We start from the raw sequence: 22,844 nt of genomic DNA, 5'->3' as shown, positions 1-22,844 counted from the left end.
CTCCACTGGACAGCGCACCACCGGCACCTTGAGGGGCAAGCAAGACAGCATCATGGGCTGCTGTCGCGACTTGCCCTTGCCGTGCTTGTCTCTTTACCGGGCGTGGAGAAGCAGCCCTCACCGTGACTACGGCAGGAGTTGACCCGACCGAAGCAGAGGGAGAGCGCCTTGACACAGGCCCCGTACAAGCCGGAGGAGACTGCGGTGTCCGCGGCGTTGTTGGCAGAGATTCAGCAGTTCTACGGGCGCCACATGCGGGCCATGGACGAAGGCCGAGTGGAGGACTGGACCGGAGACTTCATGCTCGACGCGGTCTTCGCGACCAACGCCCGCCCCGAGCCCCAGCGCGGGCGGGCCGAGATCGCCCGAAACGCGGAGGCCGCAGCGCGGCAGTTGCAGGAGAAAGGCATCCTGCGCCGCCACTGCGTCACCACCCTGGAACTCCAGCAGGCGAGTGGACCGACGCTCCTGGCCAAGACCTACGCCCTGATCACCAAGACGGTGGTGGGGAGTCGTTCGGAGTTGGAGTTCGTGTGTACCTGCGAGGACGTGCTCGTCCGGCACGAGGGCCGATGGCTCATCCGGCACCGCCAGGTCTTCCGGGACGATCTCCCCAAGGGGTGAGACGACAACGTCCCAACAACCCTCGGCCGGCACAACGCAGCGGCTCCGCGCTCAGCCGCCGCTGCGCCTCACACCTTCCAGGGGCTGGCCGCCGGCCACGGGACCTGCAGAGGAGCCGGATCAGCGGTCGTGCGCAGGAACGGGGTCCGCTCAGCGGTGTCCAGCCGAGGGTCCGCGGACAGAATCGCCTGCTGCAACATCTGCAGCTCCCGTGAGGGCTCCAGTCCCAGCTCGGTCACGAGGGACTGCCGCAGCTGGTTGAACACCTTCAGCGCCTGCGGACGTCTGCCGCAACGGTAGAGTGCGAGCATCAGTTGACGGTGGAATCCTTCGTGCTGCGGACACTGCGACGCCAGTCCGCTCAGCTCGCTCAGCACCTCATGATGACGCCCCAGTTCGAGTTCCGCTTCGATTCTGGTTTCCTGGACCCCGATACGGCTCTCTTCCAGCCTGACGATCTCAGCCTCAAGATGCATCCCACGCCGGACATTCGCCAGAGGCGGCGCCGAAAAGATATGCAGAGCGGCGCGGAACTGCTCGACAGCAGCCATGTTCTCGCCCGTTTGGAAGGCTTGCTGGCCGGCCAGCCGATGCCGTTCGTAGCGTTGCAGGTCCACGTTCTCCGGCGGGACGCGGAATTCATAGCCGTTCGGCGTGGTCACCAGGAGCTGCTTAGGGCATTCACCTGGACGGATCTTCCTCAGCAGCTGCCGCAGCTGGAACACGTACGTCTGCAACGCACTGAGCGCGCTCCGAGGAGGCTGCTCGGCCCACAGCTCTTCGATCAGCACATCGGTGCTGACCATTCTGTTTGCATTGACCAGCAGGAGGGCGAGGACCTGCCTGGCCTTGGGGGCGCTCGGTGTCCGGCGCTCATCGCCGACCTTCAGCGTCACATGCCCGAGAACTTGGACGTCCACAGCTCTTTCACCCCGTTGACTGTTTGATTTTACCACGCAGTGGGCAGCGAGACGATTTCGCATGCCATTCCCTGAGTCAGTTGACACGCGTGAGGCGCGCGGCTGTACGCACCACTTGGAAAATCGCTTGCATTACCGGCCACTGGGGCGTCGATGCCACAGCACGACACAAAAACATGACCTCCGCATATGACTGACCGTATCCGCACGGAAATTTCAGGGTCAAGGACTCGGGAAGCGAAACCGGCCACACGGCGGCCCTTTCGTTCCGCTTCTCCGTCGGCGTCCCACCCGGGAACCTCTCCGCACCTGCGTGCGAGAGCGTGGCATCGCGCCGCTTCCCCACCTCTTCCCTCTCGCGAGGGTAGAGTCCAGTGCCAACGCGAGGCCCTTCCCGCGCTGGGCGCGCGACGGCAGTGATCGCGGACGTGCGCCGCGCACCGACGGCGCACACCCGCCGAGCCTCGCGCGGGCCCTCCGGACGCCCTCGATCAGGGAAAGGTCCGCTTCTGGCTCCGCCCCCAGCTAGCGGCGTCGGGCCAGGTCAGCGCCTTACTGCGCATGCCGCCCCTCCGTACTTGCCGGCAAGGGGAGCCGCGACAGCCGGTTGGGTCAGGAGTATGGCGCAGCTTGTCTGATTACCGATGCGACGGCCAGATGCTCCGTGTCCACATCATGCAGATTGCGCGCTGTGGCCGAGAATCGCACACCTTCTGCCACGTCGAGCGCATGCATGGCTACCCGGCATGACCGGGTGCATCGCTCGTGAGCCGGAGTCTCCCGCGAAGGGCCCTTCGGAAGTAGTCTGCTCACTTGCCGGCCGAACTCGGGCATCCGCATTCATCCGGTCACGCAGCGTGGCGGTGAAGTCCTCGGCCGTCGCCAGTCGCGCGTAGCGTCTCGCACCCGCGTCGGCCACCTCTAGCGGTCGCTCGCCGCCACTTCGGCTTCCGGGACGCAAAAGGCACGGCACAGGGGGCTGCTCGCCCCGGCGTACTGCGCGGCCATGGCGCGCAGATACTCGGCCTTGTGACGGTAGAAGAGCCAGGCGGCCGCTTGCTCACCGGTCTGCTCCCGAGTCCGGGAGAGCGGCGGGTGCGGGACCTCCTGAGCCTGCGCCGAATGTGCTGGGCGCAGAAGGCGGAACCGAGCCACTGGGAGCCGACGTTGGTGAGCTTGGGGCACCGCCATCCGGCTCGGTGCCGACCGGGGCAATGACAGATAGGTGCCCAGAGCCCGCTGCTCCTGGTCGAGCGCGGAGAGCCCAGCACGGCCGTACCTCCAGGATCTTCGGACTCCCACCGGCAAACGACAGCAAGATCACGAGCGGAGATCAACCACATCATCAAGACCTCGGTCCCCGCGAGCGAAGGACCGAGGTGAGAAGCAGGTCAGAAGAACTCATCGAGTAGCTGGTAGAAGGCCATCTTGTCCTTGTCGACGCGGTGGGCGCCGTACTGCTCGAGGAACCGCTCGGCGTATGCGGGGCCGAACCAGGGGTCCTCGTCGATCTCCAGCTCGCGGGCGGCGAGGGCGAGGTCGGCGTGGCGGTCGGCGACGCCGAGGCGGCCCACATCGATCACTCCGGTCACCTGGCACGTCTCTGGGTCGAGCAGCACGTTGTTGGGGCACAGGTCGCCGTGGCAGACGACCAGGTCCTCCTTCTCGGGCCGGGCGCGGTCGAGTTCGGCGAGGAGCTGGTCGCCGGTCCAGCCGGCGTGCTCGTCCTGGAGGTCGTCGAGGTCGACCAGGCCCTCCCGGACGTTGTGCCGGGCCTCGGCGACCGCCACGTCGAGGCGGCGGTCGAAGGGGCAGTCGTCCACGGGGAGTTCGTGGAGGGTGCGGGCCAGTTCGGCGATCGCCTCGACGACGGCGGTCCGCTGGTGTTCGGGCCACTCCTCAGAGGCCGCGGCGCCGGGCACGGCTTCGGTGACGAGCCAGACGGTGGTGTCGTCGGCGCCGCGCTCGACGATATGGGGAACGGGGATGCCGTGGCGCGCGAGCCATTCGAGGCGGTCTGCCTCGCCGACGAGGTCGAAGGCGGGGTTCTCCGGGGTACGCGGCGCGATTTTCGCATAGAGCTCGGGCCGGTGGCCGGTGAGGTGGTACACGAAGGCACCTGAATCCCCTTCGTTCACGAGGCGCCATGCGTGGTGCGGGTATGTCCGGCGTAATGTGCTGTCCATGGTCGGAATCATGGCAGAGACTGCCTTCCTCTCCTGGGTCATTTTCCTGGACGGTTTCGGACAGGGCGGGGAAAGGTCACCGGTCTTCTCCTGCGGCGGTACCCCGCGGCGGCCGCCACCCCCGGGCCGAAGTCCTTTACGCAGGGGGAGAGATAGGCCTCCGTGAGGAGCAGCAGGAAGGCGGTTTCGGCGGCGAGGTCGCCGGCTTCCTGGCTGCTGGTGAGCATTTCGGCCGCGGGGTCGGGCCCTGCGCCGGCGAGTTTGGCGGCGCGTGCCCTGCTCAGCACGCAGGCGGTCACGTAGGCGTCGGTGTGGTCGGCGGGAATGCCGCAGCGGACCACGTGGGCGCGGGCGCTGCGGGAAACGGCCGGATCGGTGTAGTGGCTGAGGACGAGAATGACGTCGCGTACTTCGATGACCTTCCGGTAGGCGATGAGCCGCCAGGAGAGCTGCGGCTGGAGAAGGACCAGCAGGCGGGAGCGGGTGGGGGAGAGGGCGACGTGCGGCACGGCGTCGACCAGGTCCCGCCACAGCGGCCAGATCCGCCAGATGGTGCGGGCGTGGTCGGCGGTATGGCGCAGCTGCATGACGGTGGGTACGAGAAGCGCGGCGGCGCGCAGCACCGCGTGCAGGCTGATGATGAGGCAGAGAGGAACGCCCGGGCGGGAGCCGGCAGCCAGCAGGAAGTAGTGAGTGAGCCAGAAGAGGCCGGCGAGGGCGGTGCCCCAGCCGAAAAGGGTCAGGCCGAGGTTGACGGACGCATGGGGGCCGCGGCGGCCGTACGTCCAGCAGACCCGGACGCACGCGGCACAGGCCACCACGTGCGCGGTGATGAGGAGAAGCCAGTACGCGGCACAGGATGGCCGGGCGAGGGTGAAGGGTGGTCCGTGGCCCGGCGCCGGGGCGGCTCCCAGGCCGGCGAGGGCCAGGAGTGCGGCCATCACGGTGATCATGGCGACCAGGACAGCGCCCGTGTGCCGGCGACCGCGGGTCGCGTACACGGCGAAGTGCAGCACGGCCGCAGCGGACATGACGCCGACCTGGTTCTTGGCGAGAGCGACAGCCCGCGGGGAGCCGGTGAGTTCGGCGGCGTACGCGCTCACCGGCCCCAGGTGCAGGGTCATCGCGACGGCGGCCGAGGCCACGGCGAGCCACAGTCCCCGCTGGTGCGGGTTGCGTACGGCTGGGCGGGCCCGGAGCAGGACAGCGGCCCAGAGGAAGCCGACGCTGAACGTCTCCAGAGTGCCCCAGGCCCCCGGTAAGTCACAGCTCATGGTCGGTGCTCACTCCGAGGGCCGCGTGCAGTTTGCCGTAGGTGTCGGACGGCGGGCACCGGACAGGCCCGGTCTCGCCGGTGCGGATCAGGGTGGCCAGCATCTCGGCTTCCTGCTCCTGGCGGGTTGAGTAGTTGGCACGGGCGAGGATGCGGCGGACGAGCCGAGGGCTGAGGTCGCCGAGGAGGCCCCCGGGTGAGCCGGCGGTGTCCGTGACGGCGTGGTGGTTGAAGAGCATGTGGCCGATCTCGTGCAGCACGATATGTTCCTGGTGGGACCGGGCTGTGCGCTGCTCGTAGAAGATGTGGTCGTCGGTGTCGGTGGCCACCCACAGTCCGCACGCTCCTGCCGCGGCGGCCTGGGGAGGCAGCGGGTGCAGGTGGAGAGGGCGCCTGCGGCGTGCGGAGAGGTGGGCGCACAGCGGCTCGATGGAGAACGGACGGGGCAGGGCGAGTTGGTCCAGCAGCGGTCGACAGCGTCGGCGCAGCCTGGCGATCCTGTACGGCATGCGGTGTGTACCGTTTGGCCTTCCTCGGTCGGCGTTGACGGGCGTGGCGGGAACGGTCCGTCCGCCGGGTTCGCCCGCGCTGCAGGGCGCCTTCGCGGCACGGCGGCATGGCCGCACGGTGCCGTTTTTGCGGTAGCGCGACTCGGGCGTCAGCGGGATGACGGCCGGCCGGGGCCACCTGGTCGTACGGTGAGCGCGCCGGGGTGCTTCCGGCGCGGGTCGGCATGCCGGGGCGCGCGGAGCGGGTCCCGTGTGGTGGTCGCGGCTGTACGGACGGGCGGTTTTGGCGGCGGCCTGGTCAGAACCGGCTGTGTGGCCGGTGGTGGGTTACCACTCCGCTGTGAAGGAACCTGGGGCCGAACTCGCGGGGAAACCCGAGAGGGAAGCCGTGTGGGGAACCGCGCGGACATCCGTGCCGGAGAAGGAAACGATTCTCCGCTGCCTTGCGATGCCTGTCGGGCCATGAACGATATGAGAAATGATGACAGCCTCCCCATGCATGACGTCTCTCCAGACGACGCCAGCGGCCATATTCCGTAGCCTCTGCTGTTGCTGGGCCCGTTGTTCCGTAGCCCCGGCTACGTCGTGCTTCCGGACGTTCCGGTCGGGCCGCCGTCCGGTGCGCCCATGTGGTCTTGGTCGTTGAACGCTGCAAGGTTTTGCACTCTGCGGGCCTCGTTGACCATGATGAGCAGAGCGTCCAGGCTCTCCGCGGACAGGCCATCGGCCCGCAGGGCGAGGTTGCGCACGCGGGCGTCGCGCAGCGCCGTGGCCAGCTTGAGCTGTGAGTTGACGCGTTCGGCCGTCTCCTCGTTGAGGAAGTACTCGGGCGGTACCCCGAAGAACTCGGCCAGCACGTCCAGTTGCTCGAGCGTGACGTTGCGCTTCTTGCCCGTGGCGAGTTCCCACAGGTAGGTCCCGGAGATGGCACCGCCGGTGGTCTCGCGGATCTCCTTCGCCAGCCGGGCGTAGCCCGGTCGCTTGCGCCGGTCCGGGTACATGGCGGCGATCAACTCGTTGAGCCGCTGGCCGAACTCCCGCACCAGCGGCCGCTCCGGCGGCTCAGGGACCTGCCCGCTACCCGCCATGCGCATCTCTCCCTTCCGTTCCGGCTCCCCCGGACACCTGGCGCGCTTCCGTGACCGCTTCAGCGGACAATGCTCACCCGATCATCAAACAACCATCAGCCACTGTTGACAAGTTGACATCGACTCAGCGTACGATCCTGCCAAGCTTCATCAACTTTAGCGAACGCCACTCGCCCGGGGACCGCCGGGCGCTCCCTGACCACGGAGGTCCGGCACGATGAAGGCTCTGGTGTTCGAGGCCCCCGAGCGGGCCGTCCTCACCCACCGCGACATACCGGATCCGGCACCCGGCGAAGCTCTCGTCCGCATCGCCTACAACTCCGTCTGCGGCAGTGATCTCTCCTTCTACAAGGGCGTCTGGCACGGTTTCACGTACCCGGTCGTGCCCGGACACGAGTGGAGCGGCACGGTCGTCGACGTCAACGGCGCCCGGGGAACCAACCTCGTCGGCAGCAACGTGGTCGGCGACCTGACCTGCTCGTGCGGCATCTGCGCACACTGCGTAGCCGGGACGCCGACCCTCTGCGAGGACCTGGGCGAGCTCGGGTTCACCCGGGACGGTGCCTGCGCCGAGTACATGACCATTCCCGTCGCCAACCTCAGGCGGCTGCCGGACACCCTTCCGCTGCGCGCCGCCTGCCAGGTCGAGCCGCTGGCGGTCGCGCTCAATGCGGTGGACCGGTTGGGGGTCGCCGGCGGCGAGAAGGTCGCCGTCATGGGCGCCGGCGGCATCGGGCTGCTACTCGTCCAGGCCGTACGGCTGCGCGGTGGCACCGTCACCGCGGTGGCCGAGCCCGTGCCCGAACGCCGCGCCGCCGCCCTGGCCATGGGCGTCCCCGCAGCCGTGTCCGGCGCCCCGGGGGCCCTGGTCGAGTTGACCGGCGCGAACCCGGACGCGGTGCCCGATGTCGTCCTGGAAGGGTCGGGATACCCGACTGCGGTACAGGAGGCCGTGGAGGCCGTCCGCCCGGGCGGACGCGTCGGCCTGGTCGGCTACCGCATCGAGGAGTCGGCCGTGATGGCCCCGCACCACATCGTGCTCAAGATGCTCACCGTCCGGGCGTCCATGGGCCCCGGCACCTGCTTCGAGGAGGCCATCGACGTCCTGGCGTCCGGCGCCGTCGACGTGGACGGCCTGCTCAGCCACGAGTTCCCGCTCGACGACCACGCCAAGGCCCTCGACGTGGCCCTGCGCCGCACGGACGGCAACACCCGCTCGTACTTCAACCTCCACGCCTGAACGACGCCGTGCCCCGCGCCGGCCGCCCCTCCCGTACCTCATCCGCACATCCACGGCATGACATCAGGAAGGAAGGTCCATGGTTTCCCGGTTGGCAGTGAACGGCGGCGACGCGTTACGCACGCGCCCCTGGCCCGCATGGCCGCAACCCGCGCCTGGGGTTGCCGGCGCAATGGCGGATGTCCTCGGATCCGGCCGGTGGTCGATCAGCGGCCCCTACCGCGGCACCGACTCCTACGAGCGGCGCTTCGCCCGGGCGTTCGCCGCCTACAACGGTGTGCCGCACTGCGTGCCCGCCGCGAGCGGCACCGCCGGCCTGATGCTGGCCCTGGAGGCGTGCGAGGTGGGCGCCGGAGACGAGGTGATCGTCCCCGGCCTCTCCTGGGTCGCGTCCGGCTCCACCATTCTCGGTGTCAACGCCGTTCCCGTCTTCTGCGACGTCGAAGCCGACACGCTCTGCCTCTCACCCGACGCGGTCGAGGCCGCGATCACCGAACGCACCCGGGCCATCGTCGTGGTCCACCTCTACTCGGCCCTCGCTGACATGGACCCGCTCCTGCGGATCGCCGAGCGCCACGGGCTGCCCCTCATCGAGGACTGCGCCCAGGCGCACGGCGCCACCTACCGGGGAGTCAAGGTCGGTGCGCTCTCCACCGCCGGAACCTTCAGCATGCAACACAGCAAGGTGCTCACCAGCGGCGAGGGCGGCGCCGTCGTCACCCGTGACGCGCACTTCGCCCGTCGCGTGGAGCACCTGCGGGCCGATGGCCGCTGCCTGTCCGCCACCCTGCCCAGCCCCGGAGCCATGGAGCTGGTCGAGACCGGCGAGCTGATGGGGAGCAACCGGTGCCTGTCCGAATTCCAGGCAGCCATTCTCACCGAGCAGCTCACCATCCTTGACGAGCAGAACGAGACCCGCCGCTCCAACGCCGCCCGCCTCGACGGCCTCCTCGGCGGGCTGGGCCTGCGCCCGCAGACCACGTCCGCCGGCACCACCTCCCGTACCTATTACACCTACGCGGTGCGGCTGCCCGACGGCGTGCTGGAGGACGTCCCCGTCACCGAGGTGACAGACGCGCTCACCGCCGAGCTCGGCTTCCCCGTGCTGCCCTGCTATGCCCCGATCCCGGCCAACAAGCTGTACGCGCCGCACACCCGCAGGCGCTACACGCTGGGTCTGGCCCACGAGGAGCGCATCGACCCCAAGAGGTTCGCGCTACCCGTGTGCGAGGGCGCCGCGCGGCGGACAGTGACCCTGCACCACGCCGCCCTGCTCGGTGGCGAAGAAGACATGGGTGACATCGCCGCGGCCTTCGCCAAGGTCCTGCGGCACGGCGCCGAACTGGTGCATTGACCACGGCAACCCACCGCATCCCAGTCCCGCGAACCGCCGGAGGATCCGAAGGATCATGCAGGTCACACCCATCGCGATGGAAGACGCCTCATTCCCCTACCGGCTCGGCACCGAGTGTGCCGAGGACGTCATCACCTGCCTCGCCGCACTCGGCGCCAGCAGCTACCTGGTGGTGGCGGACACCACGGTGGCCGAGCTCTACGGCCTCGACCTCGCCACCCGCATCGGCAAGGAGGCCGGCCCGGCCCACCTCCTCACCCACGAGGCGGGCGAGGCGCACAAGGTTCTGGCCACCGTGTCCGCGCTCGCGGAGCAGGCCCTGGAGTGCGGAGCGGACCGACGCTCCCTCGTCGTCGCACTCGGCGGCGGCGTCACCGGCAACATCGCCGGCCTGATGGCGTCGCTGCTGTTCCGCGGAATCCGCCTCGTCCACGTGCCGACCACGGTGGTGGCCATGCTCGACTCGGTGCTCTCGCTGAAGCAGGCCGTCAACGCCACCTTCGGCAAGAACCTGGTCGGCACCTTCTACCAGCCCGTCGAAGTCCTGGCCGACACCGCCTTCCTGCGCACACTGCCGCCCCGCGAGATCCGCTCCGGCATGGGCGAGGTGGTGAAGAACGCCCTCGCCATCCGGCCGGCCATGCTCGACCGGCTCGCGGGCGCCCTGCGTGTTGACGCGCGCTACGACGACGAGACCCTGCGCTGGATCATCGCGGAGAGCCTGGCCGCCAAGGCCGACGTCACTCGGGACGACAAGCACGAGCGTCGCTCCGGCCTCGTTCTGGAGTACGGACACACCGCCGGGCACGCCATCGAGCACGCCTCCCGTGGCGAGGTTGCCCATGGGGCGGGCGTCGCCGTCGGCATGACCGTCGCCGCCGAAGTCTCCCGCCGTCTGGGCCACGCCGACGCCGGCCTCGTCCCTCTGCACCGCGAACTGGTCGCAGCCGCCGGGGTGGAGCCCGCGATTCCGGCACACGTCGACACATCACTGATCAGGAACTGGCTGGCGTACGACAACAAGCGCGGCTACCTCGACAGCCCGCCCGGGCACACCCCGATGGTGCTGTTGTCGGCGCCCGGCGACGTCCTGCACACGGGGACCCTGCCGCTCGTGCCCGTCCCCCTCGCCCTGCTGGACGAGGTTGTCGACGAGGCGGCTTCGCGCGGCGGGGCCGCCGAGCCCGCAGCGGCGTACGCGGGCTCTCCACCGGCCGGCCCGCTGCCGTAACCGGCACAACCGCGCCACCCCGTACCGCGTATCGCCTTCGCCAACCGCCCTCCCTTTCCGTGGAGTTCCCCGTGCGTGTGCTGCGGCTCACCCCCTTCTTCCACCACGACTGCGTCACCGCCTGGCCCGCGGAGTTCGACGCCGTCGGGGGCATGCAGGTGCAGATCCTCCGCCTCTCGCGGGAGCTGGCCGACCGTGGCGTGGAGCAGCTCGTCATGACCGTGGGGTTCCCCGGACTGCCCCGGGAGCGGGTCGACCGGCCAGGGCTCACGGTCCGCGTCACCCGCGCTCCGCTTCCCCGACTGCGCTCCGAGCTGACCGGCCTCGTCGGGCTCAACCAGGCGTGGCTCGCCGCGGTGCCGGCGGCGTGCCGGCCACTGCGCCGCACCTGGCAGCCGGACCTTGTGCACGTCCACGCGGACGGACAGCTGTGGGCGCTGCTCGCCGGGCCGCTCGTGTCGCGCATTCTCGGCGCGCCGTACGTCATCACGCTGCACTGCTCACGGCTGGCGGTGTACGAGCCGATGTCCCGGTTCGACCGGCTCCAGCACCGGCTGGTGACCGCGGCCGAGCGGTACGCCCTGCGGCACGCCCGCCGGGTCTCGGTGCTCACCGCGCGCACCGCGGACACGGTGGCGCGGCTGCTGCCGCTCGATCGTGCCCTGGTGGACGTGCTGCCCGACTCGGTCGGGGATGTACGGCCCGTGCCGCGGCGGCGGGCGGAAGAATATGTCCGTTCACTGGGCGTGCCGGCCGGTGTGCCGGTGGTCGGCTGGGTCGGCCGGATCGCGCACGAGAAGGGATGGCGGGACTTCGTCGCCATGGCGGGCCGGTGGGACGCCACGGTTTCGGCGGCGCCCGGGGCGGTGTTTCTCGTGGTGGGTGACGGGCCGCAGCGGGAGCGGATGCGGGAGGCCGTCGGGGCGGCGGGGCTGGCAAACCGGTTCGTGTTCACCGGGTTCCTGCCGCACGACGCGGTGCCGTCCGTGATGACGGCGCTGGACGTGCTCGTCATGCCGTCCGCCCACGAGGAGCTGGGCGGCAGCGCGCTGGAGGCCATGGTGTGCGGGACGCCGGTGGCGGGTTACGCCGTCGGCGGGCTGCCCGACACGGTCGGTTCGGTCACTCCGGGGCTGCTTGTTCCGCGCGGCGACGTGGCGGCGCTGGCCCGCGTCGCCGGTGAGGCGGTCACGGAGGCGGAACGGCACCGCAAGACGGTGGCCTCGGCGGTGCCGGACCTGCTGAGCCGTTATGGGGCGGACACCGTGGAGCGGGCGCTGGCACACTACCGACGGGCGCTCGGCCGGACCTCCGGGGGAGGTGCCGGGTGTACGCCATGACGTCGCTGCGACGCTGCGCCCCCTATCTGCGCCCGCACCGCTGGCTGATGGCGGGGGCGTGCGGCGCCGCCTTCGGGTCGATGCTCGCGGGTCTGGCCATGCCGCTGGTGCTCCAGCGGCTGGTGGACGGGCCGGTCGTGGAGCGGGACCTCGCCGCGCTTCCGTGGTTCATCGGCGGGTTCGCCCTCCTCGGTGTGGTCGAAGCGGTCCTGCTGGGCGCGCGCCGGCTGCTGGTGGTGCGCCCGGCGACCCGGCTGGAGACGGCGATGCGCGCCGACGTGTCGGCGCACATCCAGCGGCTGCCCCTGTCGTTCCATTCCCGCTGGCAGTCCGGTCAGTTACGGTCCCGGACCGTCTCGGACGTGATGGAGATCGGCCGGTTCGCGGCCTTCTCTGCCATCTACCTGATGGTCAACGTCGCGGCGCTCGCCGTGGGTCTGGGCGTCCTGGCGTGGCTGGCACCGGTGCTCGCGCTGATCGTGTTCCTGGCGTACGTGCCGATGGTGGTGGCCACCACGGTGTTCGAGCAGCGGTTCCGGGTGGTGGCACGCTCCGCGCAGGAAGTGGGCGGAGACCTGTCCACGACCGTGGAGGAGTCGGTGCTCGGTGTGCGGGTGCTGAAGGTGTTCGGGCGCGGCCCGGAGGCGGTGCGCCAGTTCACCGGCCGGGCGCGTCGGCTGCGGGACTTGGAGCTGCGGAAGCTGTCGTACACGGCGGCCCTGTGGTGGATCATCACGGCGCTGCCGGACCTGGCGATCGTGGCGATGATCGGATATGGCGGCCACAGTGTCGCCACTGGCGCGCTCACACTGGGCACGCTGATGGCCGCGGTGACAGTTGCCACGTATCTGCGCTGGCCGGCCGACACACTGGGCTGGCTGACCGCCGACGCGTCGACGGCGGCCACGGCGGCCGACCGGTACTGGCAGGTGCGGGACGAGCCGGTGACGGTGACCGACCCGGAGCGGCCCCGGCCTCTGCCGTCACCGGTGCGTGGCGAGATCCGCCTGGAGGAAGTGCACTACGCGCACCCGGGTGGCCGCACCGCGACGCTGCGGGGCGTCGACCTGACGGTCCGGGCGGGCACCACGGTGGCCGTCGCCGGGGCGACGGGCTCCGGCAAGAGCACGCTGCTGTCGCTGCTGTCCCGGCTGGACGACCCGACGTCGGGGCGCATCACCCTGGACGGTGTGGATCTGCGCGATCTGGCCCTGGCCGACCTGCGGTCGGTGGTGTCCGGAGCGTTCGACGACCCGGTGCTGTTCTCCGGCACGGTGCGGGCCAACGTCACGCTGGGCCTACCGGAGACCGGTGACGCGGCTGCGGGCGAGGACGGTGATGCCGCGGTGTGGGAAGCGCTGCGGACGGTACGCGCGGACGCATTCGTCTCCGCTCTGCCCGACAAGCTGTCCACGGTGATCGGTGAGGAGGGCCTGGGCCTGTCGGGCGGTCAGCGGCAGCGGCTGGCGCTGGCCCGGGCCATCCTGCGCAGGCCGACGGTACTGGTGCTGGACGACGCGCTGTCCGCCCTGGACGTACGGACCGAGCGGGAGGTGGAGACCGCTCTGCGCGGGGTGCTCTGCCGCGTCACCACGTTCGTGGCCGCGCACCGACCGGGCACTCTGCGCCTGGCGGACCAGGTGGTGTTCCTCTCCGGTGGGCGGGTCGCCGCGACGGGCACGCACGACGAGTTGATGGCTCGTGAGCCGGAGTACCGGCTGCTGGTCGCGCCGTCGCTGCCCACGGTCATCGCGCGCCCGGAGGACGACTCCGACGACATCCTCGACGACATCACGGCGGACGGCATGGCAGGACGGGGGCGGACACGATGAAGGGACACGAGGAAGCACCGTCCCGGGCCCAGCGGGACGCCCTGCTGCGCATGCTGCTGTGGCCCAAGCGGCGCCGGCTGGCGGCCGCCACCGCGCTGGCCCTGCTGGAGAACGTGTGCGGGCTGGTCCCGCCGCTGCTGATCGCCGCCGCCATCGACCGGGGTGTGCCCGCGGCAGCGGACGGCCGGTGGACGCCGCTGATCGGCTTCACGGCTGCGGCACTGGCTGCCGGCCTGACCACGGCCACGCTCAAGTGGTGCTTTCTGCGCTACTCCGGCGGCATTGCCCAGGACCTCTTGTTCGAGCTGCGGCACCGGGCCTTCACCCATGTGATGGGCCAGCCGCTGGCGTTCCACGAGTCGTACCCCTCGGGGCGGGTGATCGCCCGGCTGTCCAGCGATGTGGAGTCGGTCGAGGAGATGCTGGAGATGGGCTTGGACGGGCTGTTCTCCGCGCTGTTCTCGATGGTCGGAATCCTCGCCGTGATGCTGTGGATGGACCAGCCGATGGCCGCGGTCGTGATCGTGCTGTTCATCCCGCTGTACGTGCTGACGCAGTGGTTCCGGAACCGGTCGCGGCGCGCCTACCGGAGCACCAGGACGGCCGTCGAGGGCGTAGTGCAGCACACGGTGGAGGCCTTCAACGGCATCAGGGCCGTACAGGCGTTCCGCCGCGAGGAGGCCAACGCGGCCCGGCTGCGCCGGCTCGACGCCCGGTACACGGTGGCGCGGGCGGACGCCGGCTGGGTGAGCGCCACCTTCAGCGGCGGAGTGAAGCTCATCGGCAACCTGTCGTTGGCCGGGCTGCTGACGTTGGGCGTGTTCCGCATGGACCAGGGCCAGTTGGCCATCGGCACGCTCACCGCGTTCCTGCTGTACGTGCACCGGCTGTACGACCCGATCGACGAGCTGGCGAGTTTCGCCAACGCCTTTTCGGCGGCGTCGGCGGGCCTGGAGAAGATCGGTGCGCTGTTCGTGCCCCACCCGGCGGTGGCCGAGCCGAAGCGTCCGGTTGCGTTGCCGGCGGACCCGCCGGGCGGGCGGGGCGCCGTGAGGTTCGAGGGCGTCCACTTCCGGTACGGCGATGAGGGCCGCCGTGTGCTGTCCGGCGTCGACCTGGTGCTCGAACCGGGCCGTACGGTCGCCCTGGTGGGCACCACCGGCGCCGGCAAGTCCACGATCGCCAAGCTGATGGCGCGGCTGTACGATCCCGCGGCGGGCCGGGTCACGCTGGACGGGGTGGACCTGCGGGAGCTGGCCGACGCCGAACTGCGCGGCGCCGTCTCGATGATCACCCAGGAGGCGTTCCTGTTCTCCGGGTCGGTCGCGGACAACATCGCGCTGGGCCGGCCGGACGCTTCACCAGCCGAGATCCGGGCGGCCGCTGAGTCGGTGGGCGCGCACGGATTCATCAGCGCGCTGCCCGGTGGCTACGACACGGACGTGCACAAGCGGGGTTCGGGCCTGTCGGCCGGCCAGCGGCAGTTGATCGCCATGGCGCGGGTGATGCTGACCTCGCCGCGCGTGCTGATTCTCGACGAGGCGACGTCCAGCATGGACACCCCGTCGGAGCGGGCCGTGCACGAAGCGCTGACCCGGGTCCTCGCGGGCCGCACCGCGGTGATCATCGCGCACCGGTTGTCCACGCTCGCCATCGCCGATCGCGTCCTGGTCATCGAGAACGGGGCGGTGGTCGAGGACGGCAGTCCGGCGCAACTGCTGGATACGGGCGGACGGTTCGCCGGCATGCAGCGGGGCTGGCTGGCCGTCACGACAGCGTGACGTCGCCATGCCCCGGGAGCTTCTGCCCGGTGGCTCTCCCCGCCTCCCCGTAATCACCCTTCGACGAAAGGCACACGATGAAGCGCCTTCGGGGCCCCCTGCCCTCGGACACCGCGCACGCATGGCACCCCGAGCCGCTGGGGCCCGTGCACCGCGACGGGTGGGACCCCCGGGACGACGGCCGGATCTGGGACGTCGTCGTGATCGGCAGCGGTGCCAGTGGTTCGGTGGCCGCAGACCGGCTCGTCCGGCAAGGGCTGGACGTCCTGATGGTCGAGGAGGGTTTCCGGCTCTCTCCCGGCCTCGGCAACCCGGAGCTGGACGACATGTGCCGCACCGCCCTGGCCCGTGACGGCAACGGCGGCTGGACCGACGAGGGCTGGCCGTGGACGACATCCAACCTGGGCGGTGGGACGGTCTTCTACGGCGGAGCCTCGTGGCGCTACCGGCCGTTCGACTTCGATCCGAGCGAGCTGATCGACGCCGGCGACCTCGATGTGCGCTGGCCGTACGGGCTCGCCGAACTCGCCCCGTACTACGACGTGCTGGAGCGGCGGCTCGGGGTGTGCGGCGGCGAGGAGGGGGGAGGCAGTCGCGGCCCGGCGCACCCCCCAACAGCCGCGGCCGAGGTTCTGTATGAGGCGGGCACCGAACTCGGCTACGACCCGTTCCCCACACCACTGGCCATCAACCGCCATGCTCACGACGGGCGTTCGGCGTGCGCGCGGGACACGCTGTGCGTGAGCCACCAGTGCCCGACGGGCGCCAAGGGGGACGCCGTCGCCGTCTTCCTCGCCCCGCTCGCCGGACACCCCGGCTTCGCGCTGCGGACTGGGCTGCGGGCACTGCGCCTGGACCAGGAGAGGTCGGACGCGGTCACCTCGGTCACCTGCCTGGACCGGCTGACCCGCACCGCGCACCGGATCCGGGCCAGGTCGTTCGTCGTCGCGTGCAACGCGATCCAGACGGCCGCGCTGCTGCTGCGGTCCCACGGTGGGCACGCACCGGGCGGCGTGGGCAACCACTCGGGCCTCGTGGGCCGCGGGCTGACGATGAAGCTGAGCGAGTACGTCAGCGGCTTCGTCGAGGTGTCGGCGGAGACGACGCTCGCCGACTGGCGCACACACTCGGGCCCGTTCTCCACGATCGCGTTCCTCGACCACTACGTGGACCCCGGCTGCCCCACAGGCGTGGGCGGCATGATCTACGAGTCGAAGAACGACATGCCCGAGCGCATCCGGCACGACGTGCTGGAGCTGCGCGTCGAGACGATCCTTGCCGACCACCCGAACCTGGACAACCGGGTCCGGCTGTCCCGCCGCGTCGACGAGGACGGCGTGCCGGCCGTCGTCATCGACTACACCACCGACCCGCGCGACCTGCGCCGCCTCGCCTACATGACCGGCAAGTGCGAACGGCTGCTGCGGCAGGCGGGCGCGACCGCTATCCAGCACGAGGAGAGCGGGTTCGCGCAGGGCAGCTGTCATCTGCACGGCACCTGCCGGGCCGGCGACGACCCGGCCACGTCGGTGGTGGACGGCTGGGGCCGCGTCCACTCGGCGCCCAACGTGTACGTCGTCGACGGCAGCTTCATGCCGTACCCGGGCGGCCTCAATCCCACCCTCACCATCCAGGCGCACGCGCTGCGCAGCGCCAAGGCGGTGGCCGGCGACCTGGTGTCCCGGCACACCGCGCATGTATGAGCCACCGCACCGCGGCCGGTTCTTCCCCACCCCGAGCGAGGAGTCACACCATGGCATCCGACATCGTCTGGCCGCCGCCCGTGCGCCGGGTGCGCACCTACCGCAATATCGTCGTCGACGGCGCCTGCAACATCCGATGCACCTACTGCGAGGTCAAGAAGACCAAGGTGGACCAGCCGGCCACCATCCGTTCGCTGGACCGGATCTTCGCCGAGTACGAGCCGGACACGGTGCTGTTCCGGGTGGAGTCCGACGGTGAGATCACCCTCTACCCGAAGATCGTCGACCATCTGCAGAAGCGGGCGGCCGAGGGCTACCGCATCGAAGTGCTGAGCAACGGCACGAAGCTGCCCCGAGCCCTGGAGGGACGCCCGGACCTGCTGTGGGTGTTCTCGGTGGACGGCCACACCGAGGCGATGAACTCCAAGCGCGGTCTGAAACAGGGACAGATCGACCGCATCCTGGACGCCGCCGTCGAGCTGAAGGCGGAGCTCCAGACCGTGTACTGGGGTCAGCCGGTGGAGGAGGTCAACGCGTACATCGATCTCCTCAGGTTCAGGAATTACCAAGGGCTGCTGCACTTCATGCCGCTGCTGGCCTTCAAGGGACAGCCGCTGACCGTGAACCTGCGCTACCAGGACCTGAACCCGGCGGACTTCCTGGCTCCGCCCGAGTACTTCCGCCGCTGGAATCACATCTACGAGACCGGCAAGCGGGACGCGGTCTGCGACCAGATCACCAACGGCTACAACTACCAGGTATCCGGGGAAGAGATTCGGATGGTCAAGTGCGACTGCTACTCGGTGCCCAAGCACTTGGTGCACGGCTTCGGCCCGATCCGCGAGTTCGACGACTGGCCGTGCGGCACCTGCATAGCCAACCAGGAGTTCAACAACTCGCGTGAGCGTATGCGTGTCCCGCAGGGCCGCGTCCCGCTGCCGGTCGTATGACGGCCGCCCAGAGGTTCGTGCTGGTCCGGCACGCCGAGGCGAGCCTGAACGTGTTGCGCGACGACGACGTCCTGCCGGGCTTCGACCCACACGCCGGACTCACCCAGCTCGGCGAACGGCAGGCCCGGGCCCTCGCCGACCACCTGCCCCGGGACCCGGCGGTGGGCCCACCGGACCGTGGGCCGGGCGCCGCCGTACGGGTGTACTCCAGCCCGCAGCGGCGGGCGGCCCGCACCGCGGAGGTACTGGGCGCCGCCTTGGGCGTGCCAGTGGTGGCGGACGCCCGGCTGGCGGAGCTGCGGGCGCCGGAGGCCTTCCCGCGGCCCCTCGTGGTCCGCGAGTGGGACGCAGTGCTGGAAGACCGGCTGCGGCATCCGGCGGCCGAAGTACGGGGCGTGGAGAGCTGGGTGGCGCAGAGGCGCCGCATCGGGGAGTTCCTGGCCGCGTGCTGCCCCGCGGGCGGGGATGGCGCCCGATGGGTGCTCGTATCGCACTCCGAGACGATGCAGGCCCTCCTCTTCGAGCTGCTGGGCCTTGACGACGCGCTGCTGCGCCGCACCCGCTTCAAGATCAGCAACACCGGTGTGTTCATCGTGGACAGAACGGAGGACGGATGCGCTTCCCTGGTGGTGGCGAACAGCAAGGCGCACCTGGCCAGGACGGCATGACCCGCATGCTCGTCCTGAAGTGCCTCAGCGACGAGACCGGCGACGACGCCGGGGACATCGTCGCCCAGGGGTTCGTGGACGTGGACGACCGCGAGTTCCTCAACATCGTCAACCGGCTGGAGGGCTACTTCGACTGCACGCTGTCGCTGAGGTCACGGCCGGGCCGGCGACTCGTGGTGCAGGACCTGGTGGAGCTGGTCACCGAGGCCACGGGGCACGGCCCGCGGGAGGTGCGCCATGGCTGAGCCGCCCGCCGGACCGGCCCTGTTCGAGATCTACGACGAGGGCTTCGACTCGCCGTCGTGGGGTGGCGTGGAGACCGCCCTGTGGCACCTGGTGCGGTCGCTGCGCGAGGCGGGGGTCGCGGCGGACTTCTACCGTGCTTCGGAGGGCGCCGACCTGGACGTGCTCGCGGCGCGGATGGAGCGGGATCGCGTGGATGCGGTGTTCCCGCTCGTGGAGAGCGAGCTGTTCGAGGGGGCGCAGTCGAAGCGGCTGCCGGAACTGCACGCCAGAACCGTACGGATCTGGCACGACGTCAGCAGGCTGTCGGAGGACCTGTCGGCGCCGCCGCCGTGCCCGGTACACGCGGTCGCTCCCGCCGTGCCGGGCGCGCCCGGGGCGGCGGGATGCCCTGCGCAGGACACGCACCCCGATGGGCCGATGCACGAGGTATTCCTGCTGGACCTGCCCTGGACACGCTGCTTCCCGGACCGGTCGGTGATCCCGTGGGCCGCAGACCACGTCCCGGCGCAGAACCTGCACGACCCGTCCGGTCCGGTGGTGCTCCAACTCGGCAAGATCGACACGGCTGACGCGGAACGCTGTCTGCGCCGGCTGGCCGGGGCCGGAGTGCCGCTGCGCGTCATGTTCGCCACCTGGTCGCGCCGGGGCCGGGAGGCGCGTGAGCTGGTACGGGCACACCAGGGGGCGGGCCGGCAGATCGAGGTGCTGGACGCCTATGACATTCGTACCGACTGGGATCGGGTCTTCGGCGGTGCGGCGCTGTTCCTGCTGCCGTCGGTGTTCCACGAAACCTTCAACTTCGCGGCGGCGGAGGCCGTGCAACTGGGTGTGCCGGTGGCGACCCTCGGCGAAGGTGGCAATCTGCCCCGGTTCGCGTCACTGCGCGCCCAGACGCTGGACGCTCTGCTGGACCGGGTCGTTGCGGGTGCGGGCCGCACCCTGGCGGCGAAGCCGCGCCTGACGACGGGCTGGCGTGACGTGGCCGCCCGGTACGCCGAGATCATCCGGAGCCGGCGGGTGCAGACGGGACGGGAGGAACAGCACGATGGGTGAGCCCACACGGAAGGCGACGGACGGAACAGACCGGGCCCTGTCCGCGCGGCTGCGTGAGGGGCGGACGCTGCTGGTGTCACCGCACCCGGACGACGTGGCGTACTCGTGCGGTGGGCTGCTGGCCGCGGTGGGACGCCCCGCGCATGCGACGCTGCTCACGGTGTTCACCCGCTCCGGCTGGGCGCTGCCCAGGCGGCTGCGGCGCGCCGGGGTGCGGGTGATCAGCGCCCGGCGCCGGGAGGAGGAGCTGGGCTACTGCCGGCTGCGCGGGCTGGCGGACTACCGTCCGCTCGGTTTCGACGACGCCAGTCTGCGCGGCTACGACGACGAGGCAGAGGTGTCGTCGCCGGCCGAGGCGGACGAACTGCGCGGTGCCGTGGAGGAGGCGATCACGCAGGCGGTGCGCGCGTCGGGCGCCGACACGGTGCTGGCCCCGGCCGCGGTCGGCGGGCACATCGACCACCTGCTGGTGCACGGCGCGGTGCGCGCCGCGGTCGGGGACGGGGACGGGGACACGCGGGCACTGTTCTACGAGGACCTGCCCTACGCGGGCCAGTACGAACTGGCCGATGTCGAGCGGACGCTGCGCGAGGAGCGGGGTCTGGTGCCGTTCGCGGGCATCGACATCTCCGCTGTGGTGGAGCAGAAGGTGCGCGGCATGTACGTGTACGGCAGCCAGACCGACGCCGAATGCGTGCGCGAGACGCTGCGGCACGCCCGCCGCACCGCGCAGGGTCCCGGCTCCGGGGCCGTGCCGGGCGGTGCGGGTGAGACGGCCCGGCGCGGGCGTGCGGCGCACGCCGAGCGGGTGTGGGCCGCGGCCGCTCCGGCAGGAGCCCGATGAGCGGCCACGGCGGGTGCCGGCGCGGATCAGAACAGGGCGGCGACGTACCGTGCCTGCGCGGCCAGTTCGGTCTCGACACGGTCAGCGGTGACCCCGGTGAGGACCGGACAGCGCCGCAGCCACGTCTTGACGTTCCAGTAGAGCGCCTCGCCGGCCAGCCGAAGCCCGGCGTCGAAGGCCCGGGCGTCACCCGTGGCCGCGGCGACCGCCTCACCCAGCACGTTCACAGCGGATTCGTCGAGCCGGTTCTCAACGACGAACGAGGCGATCTCGCTCTCCAGACAGCCACCCCCGCCCCAGATCCAGTCCAGGCCGAACCGCCGCACGGTGAGCCCGGTCGCGCAGTCCCCGTCCCCAGCCAGTTGCCAGTGCCAGTGCCCGTGCCCGTACGGCAGCGGGGTGCGGAACAGGATGCCGTCGACGCCGCCGATGGGTGCCCGCTCCGGCAGGTGCCGGGCTGTCCATGCCCCGTCCACGGGAAGCGGGCGGCCCATGCGGTGGCGCAGCCGCCGCAGCGCCTCATCGAGGCGAGCCCGCGGGTTGTAGGCGGCGCCGCGGCCCGGACGGCCCAGCTCGCCGAGGCGCCGCAGTGCCTCCCAGGAGGCGGCGACCGTGCCGAGCGCCCCGCGCTGTTGCGGCGGGGTGAGCGCCGGCAGCTCCTCGCGCAGCGGGCGCAAGCCGGTTTCGTGACGGGTGATCAGGTAACCGTCGGCGAAGGTGTGGCCGGCCGGGAGCAGGTCGCCCATGGCTCGCAGGGTGCGGTGACAGTGCAGCCCGTGCGTGCCCGTGCCGATGAAACGGAAGTGGTACGCCTCCGGGGCGCTGTCATGCCCGTCGCGGCCCGTGCCCCGGAGGCCGTCCGAGTCGGCGATCAGAGTGAAGGGCCGCTTGTGCGGGGCGATGCGGTGAACCCCGCCGTCCTGCGCCGGAACGGCGGCCGTGCCGTACGCGGTGAGGAACGGGCCTCGGAATGGCCTGATCCGGTGGACGGCGCCGACGGCGAGCGGCACCCCGGCGGCGCGGGCGCGGGCGACCAGCCCGGCGGTGTCGCCCGCGCCGGCCAGCTGCCACAGGCGGGAAGTGCCGGTGCGGACGACAGGCCGTTCGGTGAGGACCCGCACGGCGGGACCGTTCAGATCGTGGAGCCGTCCCGGCGCGGCGAGGACGATGTCCCGCACGCCGGGGAAGCGTTCGGCGAGCCGGTCGCGCACGGCCCTGGCAGTGGCGCCGGTGTCCGGCTGGTCGTCGACCAGGACCACTGTGGTGCCGGGTCGCAGTTCGCGCGGCAGCGCGGCGAGTTCGGAGGCCGGCAGGATGATGCCTCCGGCGCCGCGCACCGGGCGGACGCTGTGCCAGGGGCCTGCCGCCAACCCGGCGTCCTCAACACCGGCCTGCCAGAAGGGCGCCAGGTAGGAGCCGCCGGTCCGGACGCCCACAACCAGGACGGGTGTATCGGCGGGGCGGGCCGCGAGCCAGCCGGCGGCCTGGTCCAGAGAGAGTTCGGGATCGGCCAGGTCGTAGCCGTAGCACTCCGGGGTCTTCCAGTCGGTGGCGTGCCGCAGCAGGGCGGCGGTCTCCTCGTCCGTCCGGGCGGAGGGGGAGCGCCACAGCGTGTCGGTGGCGTCGGTGGCTGCCGCGAGAGCGTGCTCCACGGTTGTGAGCTGCCGCTCCGCGCCACGGACCGGTTGGGAGGGGCCGGCAGCCATGTCCCGGGCGAGTACGGTGCACAGCTCCCGCAACCGACGTGCGGCATCGGTCAGTCCGGCCGTGTCGGCCGCGGGGGCCGCGCCGGCCGCAGCCGCCCGGGCCGCCGCGGCGGCGGTATCGGAGAGCAGTTGTTCCGCGAAACAGGAGCAGGCGTGCAGGGCGGCCGTGCTCCCGTCCTGCCGGGCCGTGTCCACGAAAGCACGGTGCAGGGCTGGCAGCGCCATGCCGGTCGTCACCACGTCCATTCCTCCAGGGTTCGGGGTCACTTGTTTCCGGTGCTTCTCACGCCCGGACT

General features: G+C 70.9%; 19 protein-coding genes. 13 read left to right on the top strand and 6 right to left on the bottom strand.

The features are described from left to right. The first annotated feature begins 168 nt into the window (after window positions 1-168). A complete protein-coding gene (locus tag E4N63_RS04660; protein ID WP_230239969.1) occupies window positions 169-624 on the top strand; it encodes a nuclear transport factor 2 family protein in 456 nt (151 codons plus the stop codon). A gap of 68 nt (window positions 625-692) precedes the next feature. Here E4N63_RS04660 and E4N63_RS04655 read toward each other — a convergent pair whose 3' ends face one another. The 5 genes from E4N63_RS04655 to E4N63_RS04635 form a co-directional block, all read right to left on the bottom strand. Beyond that, window positions 693-1,544: an AfsR/SARP family transcriptional regulator gene (locus E4N63_RS04655; protein ID WP_230239968.1), complete on the bottom strand. Its 852-nt coding sequence runs from the start codon at window positions 1,542-1,544 to the stop codon at window positions 693-695. Window positions 1,545-2,935: 1,391 nt separating this feature from the next. Then, entirely contained in the window at window positions 2,936-3,742 is an 807-nt protein-coding gene (locus tag E4N63_RS04650) for an APH(3')-V family aminoglycoside O-phosphotransferase (RefSeq protein WP_374112683.1), read from the bottom strand. 26 nt (window positions 3,743-3,768) lie between these two features. Beyond that, window positions 3,769-5,004, bottom strand: a complete 1,236-nt coding sequence (locus E4N63_RS04645; RefSeq protein WP_230239966.1) for an MAB_1171c family putative transporter — start codon at window positions 5,002-5,004, stop codon at window positions 3,769-3,771. Beyond that, complete coding sequence (locus tag E4N63_RS04640; RefSeq protein WP_230239965.1) at window positions 4,994-5,512, bottom strand: hypothetical protein; 519 nt, start codon at window positions 5,510-5,512, stop codon at window positions 4,994-4,996. The genes E4N63_RS04645 and E4N63_RS04640 overlap by 11 nt, the downstream gene beginning before the upstream one ends. Before the next feature lie 578 nt (window positions 5,513-6,090). Further along, on the bottom strand, window positions 6,091-6,600 hold the full coding sequence (locus tag E4N63_RS04635; RefSeq protein ID WP_230239964.1) for a hypothetical protein: 510 nt from the start codon (window positions 6,598-6,600) through the stop codon (window positions 6,091-6,093). Between the two features lie 217 nt (window positions 6,601-6,817). On the opposite strand from E4N63_RS04635, the gene E4N63_RS04630 reads away from it, so the two are divergent. The 12 genes from E4N63_RS04630 (at window position 6,818) to E4N63_RS04565 (ending at window position 20,842) form a co-directional block, all read left to right on the top strand. Then, a complete protein-coding gene (locus tag E4N63_RS04630; protein WP_230239963.1) occupies window positions 6,818-7,840 on the top strand; it encodes a zinc-binding dehydrogenase in 1,023 nt (340 codons plus the stop codon). Between the two features lie 79 nt (window positions 7,841-7,919). Continuing rightward, the gene (locus E4N63_RS04625) at window positions 7,920-9,194 is read left to right on the top strand and encodes a DegT/DnrJ/EryC1/StrS aminotransferase family protein (RefSeq protein ID WP_039823026.1); all 1,275 of its coding nucleotides are present in this window, start codon (window positions 7,920-7,922) and stop codon (window positions 9,192-9,194) included. A gap of 55 nt (window positions 9,195-9,249) precedes the next feature. Continuing rightward, window positions 9,250-10,425 (top strand): 2-deoxy-scyllo-inosose synthase, encoded by a 1,176-nt coding sequence (locus tag E4N63_RS04620; protein WP_230239962.1) that lies wholly within the window; start codon window positions 9,250-9,252, stop codon window positions 10,423-10,425. Between the two features lie 71 nt (window positions 10,426-10,496). Continuing rightward, a complete protein-coding gene (locus E4N63_RS04615) occupies window positions 10,497-11,765 on the top strand; it encodes a glycosyltransferase family 4 protein (RefSeq protein ID WP_227957256.1) in 1,269 nt (422 codons plus the stop codon). Next, window positions 11,762-13,597: an ABC transporter ATP-binding protein gene (locus tag E4N63_RS04610; RefSeq protein WP_230239961.1), complete on the top strand. Its 1,836-nt coding sequence runs from the start codon at window positions 11,762-11,764 to the stop codon at window positions 13,595-13,597. Before E4N63_RS04615 ends, E4N63_RS04610 begins: the two co-directional genes overlap by 4 nt. Next, the gene (locus E4N63_RS04605) at window positions 13,594-15,378 is read left to right on the top strand and encodes an ABC transporter ATP-binding protein (protein WP_230239960.1); all 1,785 of its coding nucleotides are present in this window, start codon (window positions 13,594-13,596) and stop codon (window positions 15,376-15,378) included. The genes E4N63_RS04610 and E4N63_RS04605 overlap by 4 nt, the downstream gene beginning before the upstream one ends. A 77-nt stretch (window positions 15,379-15,455) precedes the next feature. Continuing rightward, the gene (locus E4N63_RS30445) at window positions 15,456-17,081 is read left to right on the top strand and encodes a GMC oxidoreductase (protein ID WP_268270960.1); all 1,626 of its coding nucleotides are present in this window, start codon (window positions 15,456-15,458) and stop codon (window positions 17,079-17,081) included. A 50-nt stretch (window positions 17,082-17,131) separates the two neighbouring features. Then, window positions 17,132-18,031, top strand: coding sequence for a radical SAM protein (locus tag E4N63_RS04585; protein ID WP_230239958.1), 900 nt, complete (start codon window positions 17,132-17,134; stop codon window positions 18,029-18,031). Next, window positions 18,028-18,699, top strand: a complete 672-nt coding sequence (locus E4N63_RS04580; protein WP_230239957.1) for a histidine phosphatase family protein — start codon at window positions 18,028-18,030, stop codon at window positions 18,697-18,699. Before E4N63_RS04585 ends, E4N63_RS04580 begins: the two co-directional genes overlap by 4 nt. Next, the gene (locus E4N63_RS04575) at window positions 18,696-18,944 is read left to right on the top strand and encodes a DUF6137 domain-containing protein (RefSeq protein ID WP_019710663.1); all 249 of its coding nucleotides are present in this window, start codon (window positions 18,696-18,698) and stop codon (window positions 18,942-18,944) included. Before E4N63_RS04580 ends, E4N63_RS04575 begins: the two co-directional genes overlap by 4 nt. Beyond that, the gene (locus tag E4N63_RS04570; protein ID WP_019710662.1) at window positions 18,937-19,998 is read left to right on the top strand and encodes a hypothetical protein; all 1,062 of its coding nucleotides are present in this window, start codon (window positions 18,937-18,939) and stop codon (window positions 19,996-19,998) included. Before E4N63_RS04575 ends, E4N63_RS04570 begins: the two co-directional genes overlap by 8 nt. Further along, window positions 19,991-20,842, top strand: a complete 852-nt coding sequence (locus tag E4N63_RS04565; protein WP_230239956.1) for a PIG-L deacetylase family protein — start codon at window positions 19,991-19,993, stop codon at window positions 20,840-20,842. Before E4N63_RS04570 ends, E4N63_RS04565 begins: the two co-directional genes overlap by 8 nt. 26 nt (window positions 20,843-20,868) lie before the next feature. On the opposite strand, the gene E4N63_RS04560 is transcribed toward E4N63_RS04565, so the two are convergent. After that, window positions 20,869-22,794, bottom strand: a complete 1,926-nt coding sequence (locus E4N63_RS04560; RefSeq protein WP_230239955.1) for a phosphoribosyltransferase — start codon at window positions 22,792-22,794, stop codon at window positions 20,869-20,871. Between the last annotated feature and the right edge of the window lie 50 nt (window positions 22,795-22,844).

Source organism: Streptomyces sp. MNU89 (assembly GCF_020982505.1).
Classification (GTDB): domain Bacteria; phylum Actinomycetota; class Actinomycetes; order Streptomycetales; family Streptomycetaceae; genus Streptomyces; species Streptomyces xinghaiensis.
The sequence above is the reverse complement of the archived record's forward strand: the minus strand, read 5'-3'. Positions and strand labels throughout refer to the sequence as shown.

Bases quoted from the DNA above. Each gene is read 5' to 3' on its own strand.
- E4N63_RS04650 (WP_374112683.1), bottom strand. From the start codon at position 3,742: ATGATTCCGACCATGGACAGCACATTACGCCGGACATACCCGCACCAC.
- E4N63_RS04645 (WP_230239966.1), bottom strand. From the start codon at position 5,004: ATGAGCTGTGACTTACCGGGGGCCTGGGGCACTCTGGAGACGTTCAGC.
- E4N63_RS04640 (WP_230239965.1), bottom strand. From the start codon at position 5,512: ATGCCGTACAGGATCGCCAGGCTGCGCCGACGCTGTCGACCGCTGCTG.
- E4N63_RS04635 (WP_230239964.1), bottom strand. From the start codon at position 6,600: ATGGCGGGTAGCGGGCAGGTCCCTGAGCCGCCGGAGCGGCCGCTGGTG.
- E4N63_RS04630 (WP_230239963.1), top strand. From the start codon at position 6,818: ATGAAGGCTCTGGTGTTCGAGGCCCCCGAGCGGGCCGTCCTCACCCAC.
- E4N63_RS04625 (WP_039823026.1), top strand. From the start codon at position 7,920: ATGGTTTCCCGGTTGGCAGTGAACGGCGGCGACGCGTTACGCACGCGC.
- E4N63_RS04620 (WP_230239962.1), top strand. From the start codon at position 9,250: ATGCAGGTCACACCCATCGCGATGGAAGACGCCTCATTCCCCTACCGG.
- E4N63_RS04610 (WP_230239961.1), top strand. From the start codon at position 11,762: ATGACGTCGCTGCGACGCTGCGCCCCCTATCTGCGCCCGCACCGCTGG.
- E4N63_RS04605 (WP_230239960.1), top strand. From the start codon at position 13,594: ATGAAGGGACACGAGGAAGCACCGTCCCGGGCCCAGCGGGACGCCCTG.
- E4N63_RS30445 (WP_268270960.1), top strand. From the start codon at position 15,456: ATGAAGCGCCTTCGGGGCCCCCTGCCCTCGGACACCGCGCACGCATGG.
- E4N63_RS04585 (WP_230239958.1), top strand. From the start codon at position 17,132: ATGGCATCCGACATCGTCTGGCCGCCGCCCGTGCGCCGGGTGCGCACC.
- E4N63_RS04580 (WP_230239957.1), top strand. From the start codon at position 18,028: ATGACGGCCGCCCAGAGGTTCGTGCTGGTCCGGCACGCCGAGGCGAGC.
- E4N63_RS04575 (WP_019710663.1), top strand. From the start codon at position 18,696: ATGACCCGCATGCTCGTCCTGAAGTGCCTCAGCGACGAGACCGGCGAC.
- E4N63_RS04570 (WP_019710662.1), top strand. From the start codon at position 18,937: ATGGCTGAGCCGCCCGCCGGACCGGCCCTGTTCGAGATCTACGACGAG.
- E4N63_RS04565 (WP_230239956.1), top strand. From the start codon at position 19,991: ATGGGTGAGCCCACACGGAAGGCGACGGACGGAACAGACCGGGCCCTG.
- E4N63_RS04560 (WP_230239955.1), bottom strand. From the start codon at position 22,794: ATGGACGTGGTGACGACCGGCATGGCGCTGCCAGCCCTGCACCGTGCT.